General features: G+C 58.2%; 16 protein-coding genes. 10 read left to right on the top strand and 6 right to left on the bottom strand.

All coding sequences use genetic code 11. The features are described 5' to 3' along the window. Nucleotides 1–52: 52 nt before the first annotated feature. A complete protein-coding gene (locus BM395_RS04465; protein ID WP_069899661.1) occupies nucleotides 53–973 on the bottom strand; it encodes a histone deacetylase family protein in 921 nt (306 codons plus the stop codon). A gap of 137 nt (nucleotides 974–1,110) precedes the next feature. Between BM395_RS04465 and BM395_RS04460 the strand changes: the two genes are divergently transcribed. The 3 genes from BM395_RS04460 to BM395_RS04450 all read left to right on the top strand — a co-directional run bounded on the left by BM395_RS04460 (nucleotide 1,111) and on the right by BM395_RS04450 (nucleotide 3,345). Beyond that, complete coding sequence (locus BM395_RS04460) at nucleotides 1,111–1,686, top strand: GNAT family N-acetyltransferase (protein WP_090509108.1); 576 nt, start codon at nucleotides 1,111–1,113, stop codon at nucleotides 1,684–1,686. 187 nt (nucleotides 1,687–1,873) lie between these two features. Then, a complete protein-coding gene (tesB, locus tag BM395_RS04455; RefSeq protein WP_069899659.1) occupies nucleotides 1,874–2,743 on the top strand; it encodes an acyl-CoA thioesterase II in 870 nt (289 codons plus the stop codon). Then, nucleotides 2,740–3,345 (top strand): HAD family hydrolase, encoded by a 606-nt coding sequence (locus BM395_RS04450; RefSeq protein ID WP_090509107.1) that lies wholly within the window; start codon nucleotides 2,740–2,742, stop codon nucleotides 3,343–3,345. The genes tesB and BM395_RS04450 overlap by 4 nt, the downstream gene beginning before the upstream one ends. A 37-nt stretch (nucleotides 3,346–3,382) precedes the next feature. Here the strand turns inward: BM395_RS04450 and cueR are convergent, their stop codons facing one another. The 3 genes from cueR to BM395_RS04435 all read right to left on the bottom strand — a co-directional run bounded on the left by cueR (nucleotide 3,383) and on the right by BM395_RS04435 (nucleotide 7,125). Then, nucleotides 3,383–3,784, bottom strand: coding sequence for a Cu(I)-responsive transcriptional regulator (cueR, locus tag BM395_RS04445; RefSeq protein WP_090509105.1), 402 nt, complete (start codon nucleotides 3,782–3,784; stop codon nucleotides 3,383–3,385). Between the two features lie 480 nt (nucleotides 3,785–4,264). Continuing rightward, nucleotides 4,265–6,640, bottom strand: a complete 2,376-nt coding sequence (locus tag BM395_RS04440) for a heavy metal translocating P-type ATPase (RefSeq protein ID WP_069899657.1) — start codon at nucleotides 6,638–6,640, stop codon at nucleotides 4,265–4,267. 98 nt (nucleotides 6,641–6,738) lie between these two features. Continuing rightward, nucleotides 6,739–7,125, bottom strand: a complete 387-nt coding sequence (locus tag BM395_RS04435) for a hypothetical protein (RefSeq protein WP_069899656.1) — start codon at nucleotides 7,123–7,125, stop codon at nucleotides 6,739–6,741. 190 nt (nucleotides 7,126–7,315) lie between these two features. Here BM395_RS04435 and BM395_RS04430 point away from each other — a divergent pair, with 190 nt between their 5' ends. After that, nucleotides 7,316–7,522 carry a heavy-metal-associated domain-containing protein gene (locus BM395_RS04430; RefSeq protein WP_069899655.1) on the top strand — a complete coding sequence of 69 codons (207 nt, stop codon included), beginning with the start codon at nucleotides 7,316–7,318 and terminating at the stop codon, nucleotides 7,520–7,522. On the opposite strand, the gene BM395_RS04425 is transcribed toward BM395_RS04430, so the two are convergent. Beyond that, the gene (locus BM395_RS04425; RefSeq protein WP_069899654.1) at nucleotides 7,517–8,140 is read right to left on the bottom strand and encodes a TetR family transcriptional regulator; all 624 of its coding nucleotides are present in this window, start codon (nucleotides 8,138–8,140) and stop codon (nucleotides 7,517–7,519) included. The two genes, BM395_RS04430 and BM395_RS04425, sit on opposite strands and share 6 nt — an antisense overlap. A 143-nt stretch (nucleotides 8,141–8,283) precedes the next feature. On the opposite strand from BM395_RS04425, the gene BM395_RS04420 reads away from it, so the two are divergent. From BM395_RS04420 to BM395_RS04410, 3 genes are all read left to right on the top strand, one after another. After that, nucleotides 8,284–9,432, top strand: coding sequence for an efflux RND transporter periplasmic adaptor subunit (locus BM395_RS04420; RefSeq protein WP_069899653.1), 1,149 nt, complete (start codon nucleotides 8,284–8,286; stop codon nucleotides 9,430–9,432). A gap of 4 nt (nucleotides 9,433–9,436) precedes the next feature. Then, a complete protein-coding gene (locus BM395_RS04415; protein ID WP_090509103.1) occupies nucleotides 9,437–12,577 on the top strand; it encodes an efflux RND transporter permease subunit in 3,141 nt (1,046 codons plus the stop codon). Between the two features lie 75 nt (nucleotides 12,578–12,652). Then, nucleotides 12,653–13,840 carry a multidrug effflux MFS transporter gene (locus tag BM395_RS04410; RefSeq protein ID WP_090509101.1) on the top strand — a complete coding sequence of 396 codons (1,188 nt, stop codon included), beginning with the start codon at nucleotides 12,653–12,655 and terminating at the stop codon, nucleotides 13,838–13,840. Nucleotides 13,841–13,847: 7 nt separating this feature from the next. Here the strand turns inward: BM395_RS04410 and BM395_RS23305 are convergent, their stop codons facing one another. Continuing rightward, entirely contained in the window at nucleotides 13,848–14,021 is a 174-nt protein-coding gene (locus tag BM395_RS23305) for a hypothetical protein (protein WP_090509100.1), read from the bottom strand. 296 nt (nucleotides 14,022–14,317) lie between these two features. Here BM395_RS23305 and BM395_RS04400 point away from each other — a divergent pair, with 296 nt between their 5' ends. The 3 genes from BM395_RS04400 (at nucleotide 14,318) to BM395_RS04390 (ending at nucleotide 18,360) form a co-directional block, all read left to right on the top strand. Continuing rightward, entirely contained in the window at nucleotides 14,318–14,707 is a 390-nt protein-coding gene (locus tag BM395_RS04400) for a DUF2946 domain-containing protein (protein ID WP_069899650.1), read from the top strand. 166 nt (nucleotides 14,708–14,873) lie between these two features. Then, nucleotides 14,874–16,919, top strand: a complete 2,046-nt coding sequence (locus BM395_RS04395) for a TonB-dependent receptor family protein (RefSeq protein ID WP_090509098.1) — start codon at nucleotides 14,874–14,876, stop codon at nucleotides 16,917–16,919. 64 nt (nucleotides 16,920–16,983) lie between these two features. Beyond that, nucleotides 16,984–18,360, top strand: a complete 1,377-nt coding sequence (locus BM395_RS04390) for a PepSY-associated TM helix domain-containing protein (protein ID WP_090509096.1) — start codon at nucleotides 16,984–16,986, stop codon at nucleotides 18,358–18,360. Nucleotides 18,361–18,392 lie beyond the last annotated feature (32 nt).

The following is an 18,392-nucleotide window of genomic DNA, read 5'->3' as shown; positions in this document are numbered from 1 at the left end:
CAGCCAGGTTGCGCATTTTAGAGCTTATTTGCGCTGGCGGATAACCGTGCGTCTAACCCATTTGGCGTTGTTGCCAGACTTTAGCGGCGCTGTGGTGCAGGATTCCATGGCGTTTGGCCAACGCCCGGCGGTCTTTGTCGTAGCCGCCACCAATGACCCCGACCACTGGAATATCGCGTCCGAGGCAGTGATTAAGTACGGCCTCATCACGCTGCGCAACGCCAGCATCAGTAAGCTGAAGATACCCCAGTGCGTCATCTTTGTGCACATCGACACCTGCGTCATATAGCACCAGGTCGGGTTGATAAAGCGGCAACAGATAATTCAGCGCCTCATCAACCACCTGCAGGTATTGCGCATCACCCATGCCCATCGGCAGGCCAATGTCCCAGTCGCTTTCGGCCTTGCGCGCCGGGAAGTTCTTTTCACAGTGCAGAGATACCGTGATTGCATCCGGGGTATCTGCCAGCAAGCGCGCAGTGCCGTCGCCCTGATGCACATCACAGTCAAAGATCAGCACGCGCTGCACCCGCCCGGCTGCCAGCAATGAGTGGCTGATGATGGCCAGATCATTGAAGATGCAAAAGCCTGCCGGATGATCGTAGTGCGCATGGTGCGTGCCACCGGCCAGATGACACGCCAGCCCATGCTTGAGCGCCAGATCGGCGGCCAACAGCGAACCGCCCACCGCCCGAACAGTACGTCGCGCCAGCGCTTCACTCCAGGGCAAGCCAAGGCGGCGTTGATCGGCGTAGGGCAACTCGCCACTCATGTAGCGTTCGATATACGCCGGGCAATGGCTCAGGGCGAGAATCTCGGCCGGGCAAAGCTCCGGGCGTTGCAGCTGCGCATCCGTGACCAGACCGGACTCCAGCAGATGATCGCGCAGCAGGCGAAACTTCTCCATTGGGAAGCGATGGCCCTCGGGGAAGGGCGGGCTGTAGTCTTCGTGGTAGACGAGGGGCAGGTGCATGCAAATAAGCCTTGAGCGACGTGCAGATGTACAGAGTTCCGTGCCGTTATCCGCGCTAGTAAACAGCGTGGCGGCTGGCATGCGAGTATGAGCCTGCCTACCTTTATCACTCAAGGCCAAGGCGCATCGGAGGATTGATGATTGAGCTTGAAACGCCGCGATTGATCATGCGCCAGTGGACGCCGGAAGACCTGCCAGCGCTGGCATCGCTCAATGCCGACAGCGAGGTGATGCCCTTTTTCCCCGCCGTGTTGAGCCGTGAGCAAAGTGCGCAGATGCTTGAGCGCTTGTGTGGCCAATTTGCCGCGCAAGGCTATGGCTTCTGGGCGCTGCAGCAAAAAGCCAGCGGGCAGTTAATAGGTTTTACCGGTTTGAACCGCGTAGGTTTCGAGGCTTCATTCAGTCCGGCTACCAACCCCGCTGTCGAGATTGGCTGGCGGCTGGCGCGTGAATACTGGCATCAGGGCTATGCCAGCGAAGCGGCGCGTACCGCGCTTGATTGTGCGTTCAGCCAGCTTCAATTGCCCGAGGTCGTAGCCTTTACTGCCGAGGTCAATCGGCCGTCGATTCAGCTCATGCAGGCTCTCGGCATGCAGCACCAAAGCCGCGAGGATTTTGAGCATCCAGCCCTGCCTGCCGGGCACTGGCTGAGTCGTCATGTGCTCTATCGTATAACTCATGAGGATTGGCTGGCGGCGCCTCGAAAGACATAAACACCGGGGTTATTCAGGCACTGTTTTATCCGGCTATTGCGATGATGCCGTGCACCAACGGTAGGATATGACCGATAATCACTGACCAAGCACTAATTGTTTTACAACAGGCCGCGCCGATTACCCATAGCCGCCGCTTCCTGTTGTATTGATTACCGCCTGCGCAGCGCAGGTAATGGAGAAATACATGAGTCAGGTACTCGAAGAGCTGGTTGCTCTGCTCAGCCTCGAAAATATTGAAGAAAACCTCTTTCGTGGTGTCAGCCAGGATCTCGGTTTTCGCCAGTTGTTTGGTGGGCAAGTACTTGGCCAATGTATTTCTGCCGCCAGCCAGACAGTCGAAGATGCTCGCCATGTGCACTCCTTGCACGGCTACTTTCTGCGCCCCGGCGACTCGACACTGCCGGTGGTTTATCAGGTCGATCGCGTGCGCGATGGCGGCAGTTTCAGCACACGGCGGGTCATGGCGATTCAAAAGGGTCAGCCGATTTTCACCTGCAGTGCCTCGTTCCAGTATGACGAAGAAGGCTTTAACCATCAGACCCAGATGCCCGACGTGGTCGGCCCTGAGAATCTTAAATCCGAAACCGAGCTGGTCGCTGAAATCGCTCATCTGCTGCCAGAAAGAATGCGCGAGCGTGCGCTGAGCCAGAAACCGATCGAGATCCGCCCGGTTACCCAGTGCAACCCGTTCGCGCCCGAGGTGATGGAGCCGGTCAAGTACGTCTGGTTCCGTGCCGATGGCACCTTGCCGGACATTCCGGCGATCCATAAATATATTCTCGGTTATGCCTCGGACTTCAACCTGCTGACCACCTCGATGCAGCCGCACGGCGTCTCGGTCTGGCAGAAACACATGCAGGTCGCCAGCCTCGATCACTCCTTGTGGTTCCACGCAAACCTGCGCATGGACGACTGGCTGCTCTACGCCATGGACAGCCCTTGGGCCGGTAATGCGCGTGGTTTTTCGCGGGGCAGCGTGTTCAACCGGCAAGGCCAGTTGGTGGCCTCGGTGGCTCAGGAAGGCTTGATTCGCCTGCGTGAAGACTGGAAATGAAGCTGAATCAGTCGCGCCATTGGGTGTTCGACATGGACGGCACGCTGACGCTCGCCGTGCATGACTTCGAAGCGATCAAACGCTATCTCGACATCCCGCTGGAACACGACATCCTGCACCATCTGGCTGGCCTGCCGGCTGCCGATGCGGCAGCCAAACATGCCTGGCTGCTTGAGCATGAGCGCGAACTGGCGCTTAGCGCCAAACCAGCACCGGGGGCGGTCGAGCTGGTGCAGGCGCTGCATCAGCGCGGTTACCAACTGGGCATCCTGACCCGCAATGCTCACGAATTGGCCTGGCTCACGCTTGCAGCCATTGGCGTTGCGGACTGCTTCGCTGCCAATGCCGTATTGGGCCGTGATGAAGCGCATCCGAAACCGGACCCCGCCGGTTTACTGCATCTGGCCGAACAATGGCAGGTGCAGCCCGATGAGCTGGTGATGGTCGGTGATTATCTCTACGACCTGCAATGCGCCCGCGCCGCCGGTGCCTACAGCGTGTTGGTGAACCTGGCGGAGAATCCGTGGCCGAGTCTGGTCGACCACTTCGCTGTCGATTGCTGCGCGCTGCTTGAGGCGGTTGCCGACTGTTCGAAGGCTTGATGGCGCTGACTATTGCCGGATAACGCCATGCCGACGCCTATCGCGCGTCGGGAGAATGCTCCAGCGCCTTGATGATTGGGCAGTCCGGGCGATCATCGCCGTGGCAGTGATCCATCAGGTCTTGCAGCGTGTCACGCAGTTCACTCATGGCGATGATCTTGCGGTTCAACTCGTCGATATGCTCCGCCGCCAACGCTTTAACATCGGCGCTGGCACGCTGACGGTCCTGCCACAGCGTTAGCAGTCGCGCCACTTCATCCAGCGAAAAACCCAAATCCCGCGCCCGCTTGATAAACCCCAAACGATGCAAATCACCGGCACTGTACTGCCGGTAACCACTCTCGCTGCGCCCCGCCGCCGGCAGCAACTCGATGGATTCGTAGTAACGAATCATCTTCGCGCTCAAGCCAGTTTTCTTCGCCGCCTGCCCAATATTCACACTCGCCTCCATCGCGTTCTAACCGTAGTTTCAGTCTTGCTCTACTACCCAAAAAAGCCCTTGTTCTTCCCACATTCACTGCAATTCTGTGATCGTTCTGAGGCGTAGCGAGCGACGGGAGTGCAAGGCATAAACAGGCGAGGAAGCGGAGTTTACTGGTGTAAATGAGCATTCCGAGCCTGTTTATAACGCAGCAATCCCTAGGCGCATTAGTTTTCAGCGATTTACTGACGCTGTACTGCCGTTAACCCCACCCGCTTGCACCACGTGTAACGCAGTTTCAGTCTTGCTCTTCTACCCAAAAAAGCCCTTGTTCTTCCCACATTCACTGCAATTCTGTGATCGTTCTGAGGCGTAGCGAGCGACGGGAGTGCAAGGCATAAACAGGCGAGGAAGCGGAGTTTACTGGTGTAAATGAGCATTCCGAGCCTGTTTATAACGCAGCAATCCCTAAGCGCAGTAGCCTCAGAATGATCACCCTCAAGGGTGCCAGCGCTTGAGAAGCAGGGCATTGGCCACTACGCTGACGCTCGAAAACGCCATCGCCGCACCCGCCAACATCGGATTCAGCAACCCCATCGCCGCCAGCGGTATGCCGATCAGGTTGTACACAAACGCCCAGAACAGGTTCTGCCGAATCTTGTTGTACGTCAGATGGCTGATCTCCAGCGCTGCTGGCACCAGTCGCGGGTCGCCGCGCATCAGGGTGATTCCGGCTGCATGCATGGCCACATCGGTGCCGCCGCCCATGGCGATGCCAACGTCGGCGGCGGCGAGCGCAGGGGCGTCGTTGATGCCATCGCCCACCATCGCCACGCGGCCAGTCTGGCTCAACTCGCTAACCAGCTCGGCCTTCTCGCCGGGCAACACCTGCGCGTGAGCATGTTCGATGCCCAGTTCGGCGGCCACGGCATTGACGCTGCCCCAGTTATCGCCGCTGATCACGTGGCTTTGCACGCCCAATTCTCTTAGTTTGCTGACGGCCTCCTGTGCGCCTTCCTTGAGCGTGTCGCCAAAGGCAAACAGGCCCAGCACCTGCGGATGCGGCGCAAGCTCGAGCAACCATGAAAGCGTTCGGCCTTGGGCTTCCCAGTCTTTGGCCTCGTTGCTGAGGTCTCCTGCTTGCAGGTGGTTGTCTTCAAGCAGGCGTTGATTGCCCAGCGCCAGTTTGCGTTCGCCGATCTGGCCGCTGATGCCGCGTCCCGGCAGGGCTTGGCTGTCACTGGCAGTTGGCAGCTCAAGCTTTTTTTCGGTGCAGGCATCGAGCACTGCCTTGGCCAACGAGTGCTCACTGCCGCGTTGCAGGGCACCAGCCAATTGCAGCAGTTGCTGCTCGCTGCCTGACGCGGCTTTGAGATCGGTGACGCGCGGGCTGCCGGAGGTTAATGTGCCGGTTTTATCAAATGCGACCACTTTGATCTGGTGCGCTACTTCAAGCGCCTCAGCGTCCTTGATCAGAATCCCGTGGCGCGCCGCCACGCCCGTTCCGGCCATGATCGCAGTCGGCGTTGCCAGCCCCAGTGCGCAAGGGCAGGCGATCACCAATACCGCGACGCAGTTGAGCAGGGCGGTGCTGAGCGTGGCGCCGAGCATCAGCCAGATGATCAGCGTGGCCAGTGCAATTAGCAGGACGGCGGGGACGAAAATCTGGCTGACTTTATCCACCAGTTTCTGGATCGGGGCTTTGGCGGCCTGCGCATCCTCGACCAGTCGTATGATCTGCGCCAATACGGTTTCCGCGCCCAGCGCACGTGTCGCCACGAGCAAGCGACCTTCGCCATTGATGGCTCCGGCTGTGACCTTATCGCCCGGCTGTTTGGCTTGAGGCAGGCTTTCGCCGCTGATCAGGGCCTCGTCGGCATGACTCTGGCCTTCGAGTACTTCACCGTCTACCGGAAAGCGCTCGCCCGGCTTTACCACAATGCTGTCGCCGAGTTGCAGTTCACTCAGGGCCACGACTTGCTCCTGACCATCCTGCAGTCTCACCGCTTGATCCGGCCGGAGTGCTTGCAGCGCCCGAATCGCGGTGGTGGTTTGGCGTTTGGCGCGGCTCTCGAAATATTTGCCGAGCAGGATCAAGCTGATCACCACCGCTGAAGATTCAAAATACAGGTGCGGGGCGGCGCCGGCGGGTGCGTTCAGCCATTGGTAAATGCTCAGGCCATAGGCGGCGCTGGTGCCGATCGCCACCAGTTGATCCATATTCCCGGCGCCTGCACGCAGGGCACGCCAGCCGGCGCGGTAGAAGCGCGCGCCAATGATGAACTGCACAGGCGTGGCCAGGGCGAATTGCAGCCACGCCGGGAGCATCCAGTGCAAGCCGAACGGGGCAACCAGCATCGGCACCACCAATGGCAGCGTGAGCAGCGCGGCCGCAATCAGGTGCCAGCGCTCGGTTTTCAGGCGGCGTTCGGCGTCGGATACCTGATGGTCTTCGGCGTCGATTACGCGCGCCTCATAACCGCCAGCCTTGACGGCCGCAATCAGGCTTTCGGCGGTAATGCCCCGAGTGACCTGCACTGTGGCTTGCTCGTTGGCCAGATTGACGCTGGCATGCACAACGCCAGGCAGTTTGTTCAAGGCACGCTCGACGCGGCCCACACAACTGGCGCACGTCATGCCGCTGATAGCCAGTTCAATTCGCTCGCTGGGCACGCTGTAGCCCGCCGCTTCGATGCTGGAAAGCAGTTTTTCGAGGCTGTCAGCGGGTGCTTCGATGCGGGCTTGCTCGGTGGCAAGATTAACCGTGGCGCTGTGCACTTCGGGCAATTGGCGCAGGGCGCGCTCAACCCGGCCGGCGCAACTGGCGCAGGTCATGCCGCTAATGGGGAGATCAAACGTGCTGGGGGCGGCCATTTCTCAGTCTCCTTGGTGAGTTGCCCCTAGGATCAACCTTGCCACCTTGGTAAGGTCAAGGCCTATCGGTGCCCTGCTCCCTCAAACGCAATGAATGCTTAGCGATTGGCGTGCAGCAAATGCAGGCCGCCGTTGCTGACAGCAATGTTGTAGCGCTGAATATCGCCGGCGCGTAATTGCAGGCGCTGGCTGTCGCGCAGGTCGACTCCGGATTTGCATTCGCCACTGCCGACGGGCTGCAGGCGCACGGCTATTTCGCCCGGCGGCAAGTTGAACGAGATCGACTGGCCCTGAAACAGTCGGCCGGCGAGTTGGTCATGCAGGTACACGCCGATTTCGCATTGGGTATTCACTTGCAGGCGTTCACGCGAGACCACCAGTATGGCAAAGCCGCCGGCCTGAGCTTGCGATGAATGCAGGGTTTGCGCCTGCGTCATGGTGGCTGCAAACGCAGTGGTCAATGCCAATAGCCAAGCGAGGCGCATCGGCGGTCTCCTTTAAAAGGCGAGATGAATCCCTAGCATAGCGGCTGGCACTGCGCTTGTGTTGTGCACTTTCGGTGCGCAGGTGTGTGTAAGGGTGCATGATGAGGTGCTTGACCTTAACCCCGTGGCAAGGTCGAAAGTAGCGACTCGGTCTGCGTTGCAGGCATTACACACCAGTGGAGAACCAATCATGCAGATATTCATTGTGGCGGGTATGACGTGCGCGCATTGTGTTCAGGGCATCACTCGGGCGCTTGAAAAGCTCGATCCGGCCGCTCAGGTTACCGTCGATTTGCAGGCCGGCAAGGTTCTGGTCGAAAGCGAGTTGCCGGCAGAGAAACTGGGGGAGGCCATAGAGGGCGAGGGTTACACGCTGGTTGCGAGCGAAGCGCTATAGGTTCGGTTGCTGCACCAGCCCTGCAATAAACGAGTCAATGATTATTCGGCCATGCTTGAGCGGGTCGAATAATTCAGGGTCGCGCAGCCAGTCAGAAAACAATCCCACAATCATCGCGTGCAATGCGCGTGCAGCCAGTGCCGGGGTCATTTCCGGGCGCAGTCGCTGGCGGATGTCGGGTTGGCAGAATTGTTGCTCAACCAGATTGATGAAATCGTTGATAAAGCTTTCGTGGCGTATTTCTGCGTCGCGTAGCTCGTCGGTGAACTCACAGCGATGCAGCAGAATAGTGAAAATCCGGCGTTTTTGTGGTTCGAGTACCAAGCCCTCAAGCGCTTCGATGCACAGGTTTGCCAAGGTTTGCAGGGCGTCTTCCCCGGGATTGCCGTTGAAGCGTTCTGTCATTTGTTCGAGGGGCAGGCGAACCTGGCTGAGTAACGCGTGAAACAATTGGGCTTTATTTTCGAAATGCCAATACACCGCGCCACGAGTTACCCCTGCTTCTCGCGCAATTTGTTCTAGGCTTGTGTGAGCAACGCCGCGCTCCAGAAATAGTTCTTCTGCAGCCGCTAAAATGGCCAGGCGGGTTTTCTCAGCGTCTTCTTTGGTTCTGCGCATGGCGGTATCGGCTTGATTTAACGGCTCTGTTTTGGAACAGAGTGTAATAAAAATTGCCTGGTTATTCTATTTACAAACATACCTGTATGTAACTAGGATCGTCGGCCTGTTTTTTTGTGCTGTACGATGTCTCGGAGACACCTATGTCCTTTGCTCGCCATTTCCCTGCATTTCTGGGATTTTTTGCTCTAAGCACACTGTTTAATGCCGCTCACGCCGAAGATGCGCCGCCAGCGCCAGAAGTAACGGTCGAAACAGTGCAGCCGGCAGCGTTCCCGTTACTGCTCGAATATCCGGCACGTACTGCAGGTTTTCGCGAAATCCAGTTGCGCGCTCAGGTAAGTGGCATTCTGCAGGAGCGCACCTATCTGGAAGGTAGCCAGGTGACTAAGGGCCAGGTGATGTTCCGCATCGACCCGCGCACTTATGAGGCCGCATTAGCGCGTGCCAAAGGTGCTCTGGCGCAGGAGCAGGCGCGTTATCGTCAGACCGAGCGCGACCTTAAGCGTATTCGCGAATTGCAGAAAAAGGGCTATGCCAGCGAGAGCGAGCTGGACAATGCCGTCTCCAACTTCGAGCAAAGCAAGGCGAACATTCAGGCCGCCAGAGCAGAAGTGCAGTCTAAGCAGATTGATCTGGAATACACCACGGTCAAGGCGCCCATCTCCGGGATTACCAGCAAAGAAACCGTTTCTGAAGGCAGCCTGATGGTAGCCGGCGACCCGAACGCCAGCTTGCTGACCAAGATTACTCAGCTCGATCCGATTTACGTTAACTTCGCCGCGCCCGACAGCGATGTGAAAAAGGTCCGCAGTGGCCTGGCCAATGGTTCGCTGGTGCTTGAAGACAAAGAGCTGCGCGTTGGTATCGCCTACGGCGACGGCTCAACGTATCCGCTGGAAGGCAAGGTCAACTTCACCGACAGCCTGATCGACCGCGGTACTGGCAGCGTAAGTACCCGTGCTGTTGTGCCTAACCCGGATCAAAGCTTGCTGCCGGGCCAGTTCGTACGCGTTCAGCTCAAGGGCATTTCCCTGCCAGACGCGCTGACCGTTCCGGAGCGCGCCGTTTCCCAGGGCCCTAAAGGCACCTTCCTGTATGTGGTTGATGACAAGGGCGTTGCCCGCACTCGTCAGATCAAAACGGGCCGCACTGCGAATGGTCGTTGGGTGATCGAGTCCGGCATCAGTGCCGGCGATAAAGTGATTGTTGAGGGCCTGTCAAAGGTTCGTCCTGATGCTCCCGTAAAAGTCGGTTCGGCGCCTGCCACCGATAAAAAAGCTGAGGAGTAATTAGGTGATCTCACGCTTCTTTATTGAAAGGCCGGTGTTCTCATCGGTCATCTCGGTGGTGATTGTGCTCGCCGGTCTTATGGCCATGCGCGCGTTGCCGGTTGCGCAGTATCCACAGATTCTTCCGCCTCAGGTATCGGTGACCGCTACCTACTCGGGGGCGAGTGCTCAGGTAATTGCTGAAACCGTTGCTGCGCCGTTGGAACAAGAGATCAACGGCGTTGAAGGGATGATTTATCAGCAGTCGAACTCGGGTGGTAACACCATGCGTTTGGCGGTGTACTTCGATGTCGGACGTGATCCGGATCAGGCCACCATCGACGTTAACAACCGGGTGCAGGCCGCACTGGCCAAGCTGCCGGAAGAGGTGCGTCGTCAGGGGGTAAACGTGGAGAAGAAGTCTTCGGACATTCTCCAGGTTGTGACCCTGTTCTCGCCGGATGACTCACGCGATCCGGTGTTTATCAGTAACTACGCGCTGATCAACGTTATCGACGAATTGAAACGTCTGCCGGGCGTGGGTGACGTCACCCAGTTTGGCTCGCAAGACTACTCGATGCGTATCTGGCTGAGCCCGGACAAACTGGCGCAGTACAACCTGACGCCAACGGATGTGGTAAACGCCATTCGTGAGCAGAACTCGCAGTTTGCCGCCGGTAGTTTTGGTCAGCAGCCGCTCAAGCAGAAGCTCGACTTCACCTACACCGTGACCACTCAGGGCCGTTTTACTGACCCTGAAGAGTTCGAAAATATCATCCTGCGTTCTGATGAGACTGGCGCCAGCCTGCGCCTGAAGGACGTTGCCCGGATTGAATTGGGCGCACAGGATTACTCGCTGGTGACCTCGCTCAATGGCCAGCAGAACGCCGCCTTCGGTGTGTATCTGCAACCGGGTGCGAACGCACTGGACACCGCTGAGGCGGTCAACAAGACCATGGAGCGTCTGTCGACCAAGTTCCCGGACGGCATGGAATACAAGATTCCATACGACACCACCACGTTTGTAAAAGTATCGATTGAAGAAGTTATCCACACCTTCGTTGAAGCGCTGGTGCTGGTAGTTCTGGTGGTGTTCATCTTCCTGCAGAACTGGCGCGCCACGCTGATTCCGGTGCTGGCGATTCCTGTGTCGCTGATCGGTACCTTTGCCGGCATGTATGCGCTGGGCTTCTCGATCAACCTGCTGACGCTGTTCGGTCTGGTACTGGCAATCGGTATCGTGGTGGACGATGCGATTGTGGTGATCGAGAACGTCGAGCGGGTCATGGCGACGGACAAGATCGGGCCGAAAGAGGCCACCATCAAGGCGATGGAAGAGGTGACGGGTCCTATCGTCGCCATCGTGCTGGTGCTCTGTGCGGTATTTATTCCGGTTGGCTTCCTCGGGGGGCTGGCAGGACAAATGTATAAACAGTTTGCGATTACCATTGCCGTTTCGGTGGTGATCTCGGGCATCGTCGCACTCACACTGAGCCCGGCACTTTGTGCCTTGCTGCTCAAGCCCGGCCATCACGAACCGGCGGCACCGTTCCGTTGGTTTAACCGGGCTTTCGACAAACTCACCAATGGTTATACCGCCGGTGTTCGCTTCTTCCTCAAGCGCTCGCTGATGGGCCTGGTGCTGTTTGGCGGCATGATTGCGCTGATGGTGGTGTTGTTTGGCCGGGTGCCAAGCTCGCTGGTGCCAGATGAAGACCAAGGCTATGTACTCAACGCCTACTTCCTGCCGGCCGCCGCCTCGCTGACGCGCACCGAGAAACTGACCGGCGATGTGACGCAGCAGTTAATGGACCGCCCAGAAGTTAAAGACGTGGTGACCTTTGCCGGTTTCGACGTACTGACCATGGGTACGCGCAGCAACGCCGGCGTGTCGTTCATCACCCTCAATGACTGGAAGGAGCGTGATACGCCAGAGCTGGACGCACGTAACCTGATCTATGACTACATGGGCATGGGCGCGAGCCAGAAGGATGGCGTGGTTGCCACGTTCAACCCGCCGCCGATTACCGGCATGAGCACCACCGGTGGTTTCGAGGGTTACATTCAGGATCGCTCCGGCGGTACCACTGAGCAGTTGGCTGCCAAGGCGAACGAACTGATCGCCGAGGCGAAGAAGCGTCCTGAGCTTGCAAATATTCAGACCACCTTCAACGCTAACGTACCGCAGTACTACATCGACCTGGATCGCACCAAGGCCCGTTCTCTGGGCGTATCGATCAGTGATGTATTCACCGCGATGCAGTCAACGTTTGGCAGCTACTACGTTAACGACTTCAGCCTGTATGGCCGTACCTGGCAGGTGAGCCTGCAAGCTGAGTCCGAGTTCCGCCGCAAGCCGGAAGACTTGTCGCAGGTGTACGTGCGTTCATCGACCACCGGTGAGCTGGTGTCGTTGGCGACTCTGGTAAGTGTCGAGCGTATTCTCGGGCCGGATACCTATGCACGTTTCAACGTGTATCCGTCGGCGAAGATTCTCGGCGGGCCAGCGCCGGGCTACAGTTCGGGCCAAGCCCTGCAAGCGGTGCAGGAAGTGGCAGACAAGGTGCTGGGCGCGGAATACACCATCGGTTGGACCGGTTCGGCTTATCAGGAACTGGCGACTCAGGGTTCGGGTAGCCTGGCGTTCATCTTCGGCATCATCATGGTGTTCCTGATTCTGGCCGCCCAGTACGAGCGCTGGACACTGCCGTTGGCGGTGGTCACGGCCGTACCGTTCGCGGTATTCGGGGCCATTCTGGCGGTATGGTTGCGTGGCATCGAGAACGATGTCTACTTCCAGGTCGGCTTGGTGACACTGATCGGTCTGGCGGCGAAGAACGCGATTCTGATTGTCGAGTTTGCGGTGATGCTGCGCCGTGAAGGCAAGAGTATTTTCGAGTCGGCACTGGAGGCTGCACGTCTGCGTTTCCGGCCGATCGTGATGACCTCGCTGGCGTTCATCCTGGGTGTTGTGCCGCTGGCTATCAGCAGTGGTGCAGGTTCAGCCAGTCGTCACTCGATTGGTACCGGGGTCATCGGCGGCATGCTCGCAGCCACTTTGCTGGCGACTTTCCTGATTCCCATGTTCTTTATGTTGGTTGAGTCGTGGGGCGATAAAATCAGCAAGCGAAAAGCAGACAAACCAGCAGTCGATCACATAGAGTGATTGCCCGGTAAAACAACGCCGCCTTAATTCAAGGCGGCGTTGTCGTTTTTAAGAAACCCTTTTGCGAGCCACCCCATGAACCTGCGAACACTGCTGATCCTTGGCGCTTTGAGTGCATTCGGGCCATTGGCAATCGACTTCTACCTGCCAAGTTTTCCGGCGATAGCAGCAGCTTTCTCAACCGATATCGAGCATGTGCAAGTGTCGCTGGCGGTGTACTTCATCGGCCTGGCTATCGGCCAATTGCTCTATGGACCATTGGCCGACCGCTTTGGCCGGCGCAAGCCGCTGCTGGTCGGGATAACCCTGTTCACGTTGGGTTCGCTGGCCTGCGCGATGGCGCCAAGCCTTGAATGGTTAATAGCCGCGCGCTTCATTCAGGCCTTGGGTGGCTGCGCTGGCATGGTGATTTCGCGGGCCGTGGTGCGCGACCTGTGCGACCCGATTGCCTCGGCCAAGGTGTTTTCGCAGTTGATGCTGGTCATGGGACTGGCGCCGATTCTGGCACCGATACTGGGCGGCGCGATGCTGGCGACTCTTGGCTGGCAGTCGATCTTTTTCTGCCTGTGTGCATTCAGCGTGCTCAGTGGTTTGGCGGTGGCGCGCTGGCTGCCGGAAACCTTGGCAGCCGACGCCAAGCCCGCTCCGCTGAGCGGCGCTATAGGCAATTACCTGCACTTGTTCAAAGACCTGCCGTTTATGGGCTATGCGCTGACGGGCGGCTTGTCGATTGCGGGGATGTTCGCCTACATCGCCGGCTCGCCGTTTGTGTTCATCGATCTGTACGACATTCCGCCAGAACACTACGGCTGGGTTTTCGGGATTAACGCGGGCGGCTTTATTCTGGTCGCGCAGCTTAACTCCTGGCTGTTGGCCAAGCGTAATCCGAGTTACTGGGTGCGCAGAGTCGTGCTGTTCTATCTGGCGTGTGGCGCTGCCTTGCTTGCTGTTGCCAGTTCGGCGCCCGCCGCGTTGTGGCCGATTCTGTTGCCGCTGTTTGGCTGCATATCCTGCCTGGGGATTCTTTTACCCAACTCCACGGCCAGCGCCATGGCCGGGCAGGGCAGCCATGCGGGGAGTGCTTCGGCGTTGCTGGGGAGTCTGCAATTTGGCATTGCCGCCAGTGCGGCGGCAATGGTGGGTGTGCTGCATGATGGCACGGCGATGCCGATGGCAACGGTGATCTGCGGGTGCGGGCTTTTGGCGGCGCTGTGTTCGCGCTTTACCCGCTGGGCAGAACTGCGTGCGGGGCATCCGGTTTGAGCGGGATTTACCCCGCGATTTTCTGCTCCGGCAGCCAGTGAGGAGCGCGCACGCGTGCTTCAAGCGTGGTTACGAACTGGCGGGCCTCGGCTTCGCTGCGAAAGGGAATCGCTTGCTGGTCTACAAAGACTTGCCAGCAGGAGCTTTCAGGTTTCTTCTCGGTACGGATAGCGATATTCATGTTGAGCACCTCCTGAGTTCGGTTGAGCCAGTGTAGTCAGGCACTGTGAACTTTCACTGACATTCATCAGGCAATCGTCGGTTGGTTAGCGCCATTGGCAACAAGCGCGAACTTGGCGAGAACTCACGGTTATATCGCAGGTCCCCGCGGCAAGGCGCGCGGCGCCCGGAGCAAGCTGCAAACTTTTCGCATGTGGCAATCTTGAAAATGCCGAGCTAGCATTGCTCTGTGAGTGCGACAAACTGCCTCAAGACCTTTGCTTGCTCTCCAATCTCTGAGTGTTAAAGTCCCGCGTCATGAAAATTGCCCGCTCTGATCGAGTTCTACTGGCCTGGATGCTGTACATCAGCGTGCTGTTCAGTGCGCTCGCCTGCAGTATCGGGCATGGCCAGATGACTGGTCTGCAGCTCAGCGGAATCGACGGAGCGTACTGCTCAACCAGCGGAAATTCTGGCTCTGGCTTTGATCTGCAAGGTTCAGGCACTCCGCTGATCAATCCTGCTGGCGGCTTTGGTTGCTCCATGTGTTCAACCTTTGTCGGCTTGGCGCTCGCCGCCTTCTTCGGTGTACTTGGGCTGTTTGCCAGCGGTCGCCAGCCCGCGCTGAAACCACCTCTGCTATTTGGCAAAGCTGTCCGCTATTTATGGCCCTCGGCCAATCCCCGCGCCTCCCCGCTATTCGCATGATCCATCGCTGCAATGGATGCCGGCAACGCTGCGCCATTGCGAATAGACCATAAAAAATATCCAGATTGACTGCGTTCAGAGCTTCGTGCTCTGGCGTGCAGCGTCTGAGCTTTTCGCAACACTGTCCGGCTGACTGGCCGGCTCTTTGCGGGATGGGGAGTTACACATGCAAAGAATTAAAAAGAGTCTCTGGGGCGCCTGTGCCCTGGGCGTATGCCAAGTGGTGAGCGCCGTTGATGAACCTTTTGAGTTGGCGGATGAGACGGTCAAAGGGCAATGGCAGTCTGATCCAACGGCCGCAACACTCAGCGAAAAGCGCGAAGAGTTTGCCAAGGTGCCGGGCGGCGCCTCGGTGATTGATGCACAAACCTATAAAACGGGTCGTAGCAGCACCTTCCAGGATGCACTCGGCTTGGCCACCGGGGTCTTTGTGCAGCCGCGCTTCGGCTCGGATGAGGCGCGTTTATCGATTCGCGGTTCTGGCCTGCAGCGCACCTTTCATGGCCGTGGATTGCTGTTGATGCAGGATGGCGCGCCGGTCAATCTGGCGGACGGCAGCTTTGATTTTCAAACCATTGAGCCACTTGCAGTCAGCCGGGTCGAGGTCTTGCGTGGGGCCAATGCGTGGCGCTACGGCGCGGCTAATCTCGGCGGCGCGGTGAACTTTGTCACCCCAACGGGTAAAACAGCAGCCCCGGTAGACCTGCGCTATGAGGGCGGAAGTTTTGGCTATCACCGGTTGTACGGTGCGTTTGCGCAAGACTTTGGTGATTGGGACGGCGTTGTCAGCTTGTCGGACTCGGCGCAGGACGGCTACCGCGATCACTCCGATCAGGACAACCAGCGGGTATTTGCCAATATCGGCGGGCGTATCAATGACCGCATTGCCACGCGCTTTTACCTGACCCATGTTGAGTCCGACTCCGAACTGCCGGGCAGTTTGACTCAGGCCCAACTCAGAGATGACCCCGAGCAGGCTTCAGCCAGCAGTTTGTCAGGCGATCAAAAACGCGATCTGAACCTGGACCGGATTGGCAACATCTCAACCCTGCAACTCGATGATGGCCATGCGTTGCAGCTGTCGACCTTCTACAGCGAGAAGTCGCTGTGGCACCCGATTTTTCAGGTGCTGGATGTCGACAGCGAAGACTATGGCATACGCCTTACGCACACCTGGAGCAATCAGGACGGTTGGCGCTGGCTGGGCGGTGTGGAGGTCAGTGAAGGCAGGAGCGATGATACGCGCTCAATCAATATGTCCGGCCATGCCGGGCGCAAAGTTAATGAGCTGCAGCAGAGCGCAAACAACTTCAATGCCTTTGCCGAGCTGGAAATGCCCGTGGCCAAGGACTGGGCTGTTGTTGGCGGCCTCGCGTGGTTGCATCAGGAACGCGACGTAGACGACCGCTTGCAGTGCAATGCCTTTGTCAGCGGCTTCTGTTTGGCTCAGGACGAGTCATTCAACAAAACCTACATCGGCCGTACCGCGCGCCTTGGTGTTCGTCATGACTACGCTGAGGGCGTGCAGTTCTTTGCCAACTTCAGCCAGAGTTTCGAGCCGCCAACGTTCAGCGAGTTGACGGGCGGGCAAGTGGTTACCGATAACGATGCGCAGCGCGCCAATACCTTCGAGCTGGGGATGCGCTGGCAGCGTGACAATCTGGATCTTGATCTGGTGGCGTACCGCAGTGAAATTCGTGACGAACTGCTATCGTTGAACGATGCCAATGGCGATCCGCTGGGCACCGTCAATGCTGACCGGACCATCCATCAGGGGCTCGAGTTCGGCGCTGCGGTCAGCTTGGCTCAGGTGACATTTCGCGGGCAGTACCTGCTCAATGATTTCCACTTCGATGACGATGATGTCTACGGCGACAATCAGCTTGCTGGCATGCCCAAGCAGTACCTCAAAGGGGAAGCGCTGTGGCAGCAATCCGGTTGGTACGCCGGGCCTACATTCGAGTGGGCACCTACCCATTACAACGTCGACCAGGCAGAAACACTCTATGCCGATGGTTATTTCATATGGGGTTTGAAAGCCGGATACCAAATGCCCGAAGGCATTGGTTTTTTTGTTGAGGGACGCAATCTGTCCGACAAAACCTATGTGGCGACTACTGGCGTGATTGCGGATGCACGAGGCCAGGACAGTGCTCAGTTTTTACCAGGCGATGGCCGCAGCGTCTTCGCCGGTCTGGAGTGGCGGTTATGAGCCCTGATCAACGCAATCTTGCAGTTGCTAACAACACACACAACCCGCTAGCCGGAGCCACAAAATGAAAACCAGCACTCCCTCATTTTATAACCTGGCCTGGCGTTGGCATTTCTACGCCGGGCTGTTCGTCATTCCATTTCTGATCATGCTGTCGTTAACCGGGATCATCTACCTGTTCAAACCGCAGCTTGATGACCTGATGTACGCCGACCTCATGCAGGTGCCGCAGGCCGGCACAATGGTTTCGGCCGATCAGCAGATGGCGACTGTGCAGCAAGCTTATCCACAGGCGCAAATCAGCAAGTACATGCCACCTGTGGCGGCTGAACGCAGCGCCATGTTCGAGTTGGCTAACGGTGAGCAAACGCTCAATGTGTTTGTCGACCCGTACAGCAACACCGTGCTGGGAACTCAGGACGCGCATGACAACCTGCAAGCCATCGCCCGCAAGATTCACGGCGAGTTGATGATCGGCACGCTCGGCGATCGTCTGGTCGAACTGGCGGCGGGCTGGGGCATCTTGCTGGTGATTTCCGGCTTGTATTTATGGTGGCCACGCGGGGCCAATAAAGCAGCAGTGTTGTGGCCGCGCATGGCCAACAGCGGTCGGGCATTCTGGCGTGATGTGCACTCGGTGCTGGGTTTCTGGGGCTCGATCTTTTTGCTGTTCATGCTGCTTACCGGCATGACCTGGACCGGTTTTTGGGGCGCCAAGTTTGCCGGCACCTGGAATCACTTTCCGCCAGCGATGTGGGAAGAGGTGCCCGTCTCTGATGTTGAGGCGCGTACGCTGAACAATGGCGCCGTGCAAACCGTGGCGTGGGCGGTTGAGAACACGCCAATGCCAGAGTCTGATCCGCATGCGGCGCACAACGGCCATGCGCAGGCACCTGCCACCAAGGCATCGCCAAAGGTCAGTTTGCAAGCTGTGGTGGAGACTGCCACGGCCCACAAAGTCACCCCCGGCTACAGCGTGACCCTGCCCAAGGGTGAGAAGGGTGTGTACACCGTGGCGGTGTTCGCCGACGATCCGCGTAACGATGCAACCCTGCACATCGACCAATACAGCGGTAAAGTGTTGGCAGACATTCGCTGGGCCGACTACGGGCTGGTTGCCCGCACGGTAGAAACCGGGGTGGTGCTGCATGAAGGCAAGATGTTTGGGCTGGCCAATCAGTTGCTGATGCTGGCCGTGTGTTTGATGATTTTGCTTAGTGCGATCAGCGGTCTGGTGATCTGGTGGATGCGCCGGCCGCAAGGTCGTCTGGGTGTGCCGCCATTGCGCCACGATCTGCCGCGCTGGAAAACCGGGTTGGTGATCATGGGGCTGGTCGGCATTGCTTTCCCGCTGGTGGGCGGCTCATTGCTGCTGATCGCATTGATTGACTGGCTGATACTTTCACGGATGAACTCATCCACCCGCTTGCAGGCCCAGTAGCCTGCTGGTTAACGGCGCAGATTGCCGGCGCC

This window comes from Pseudomonas marincola (genome assembly GCF_900116605.1).
In the GTDB taxonomy this organism is placed as follows: Bacteria; Pseudomonadota; Gammaproteobacteria; order Pseudomonadales; family Pseudomonadaceae; genus Aquipseudomonas; species Aquipseudomonas marincola.
The sequence above is the reverse complement of the archived record's forward strand: the minus strand, read 5'-3'. Positions and strand labels throughout refer to the sequence as shown.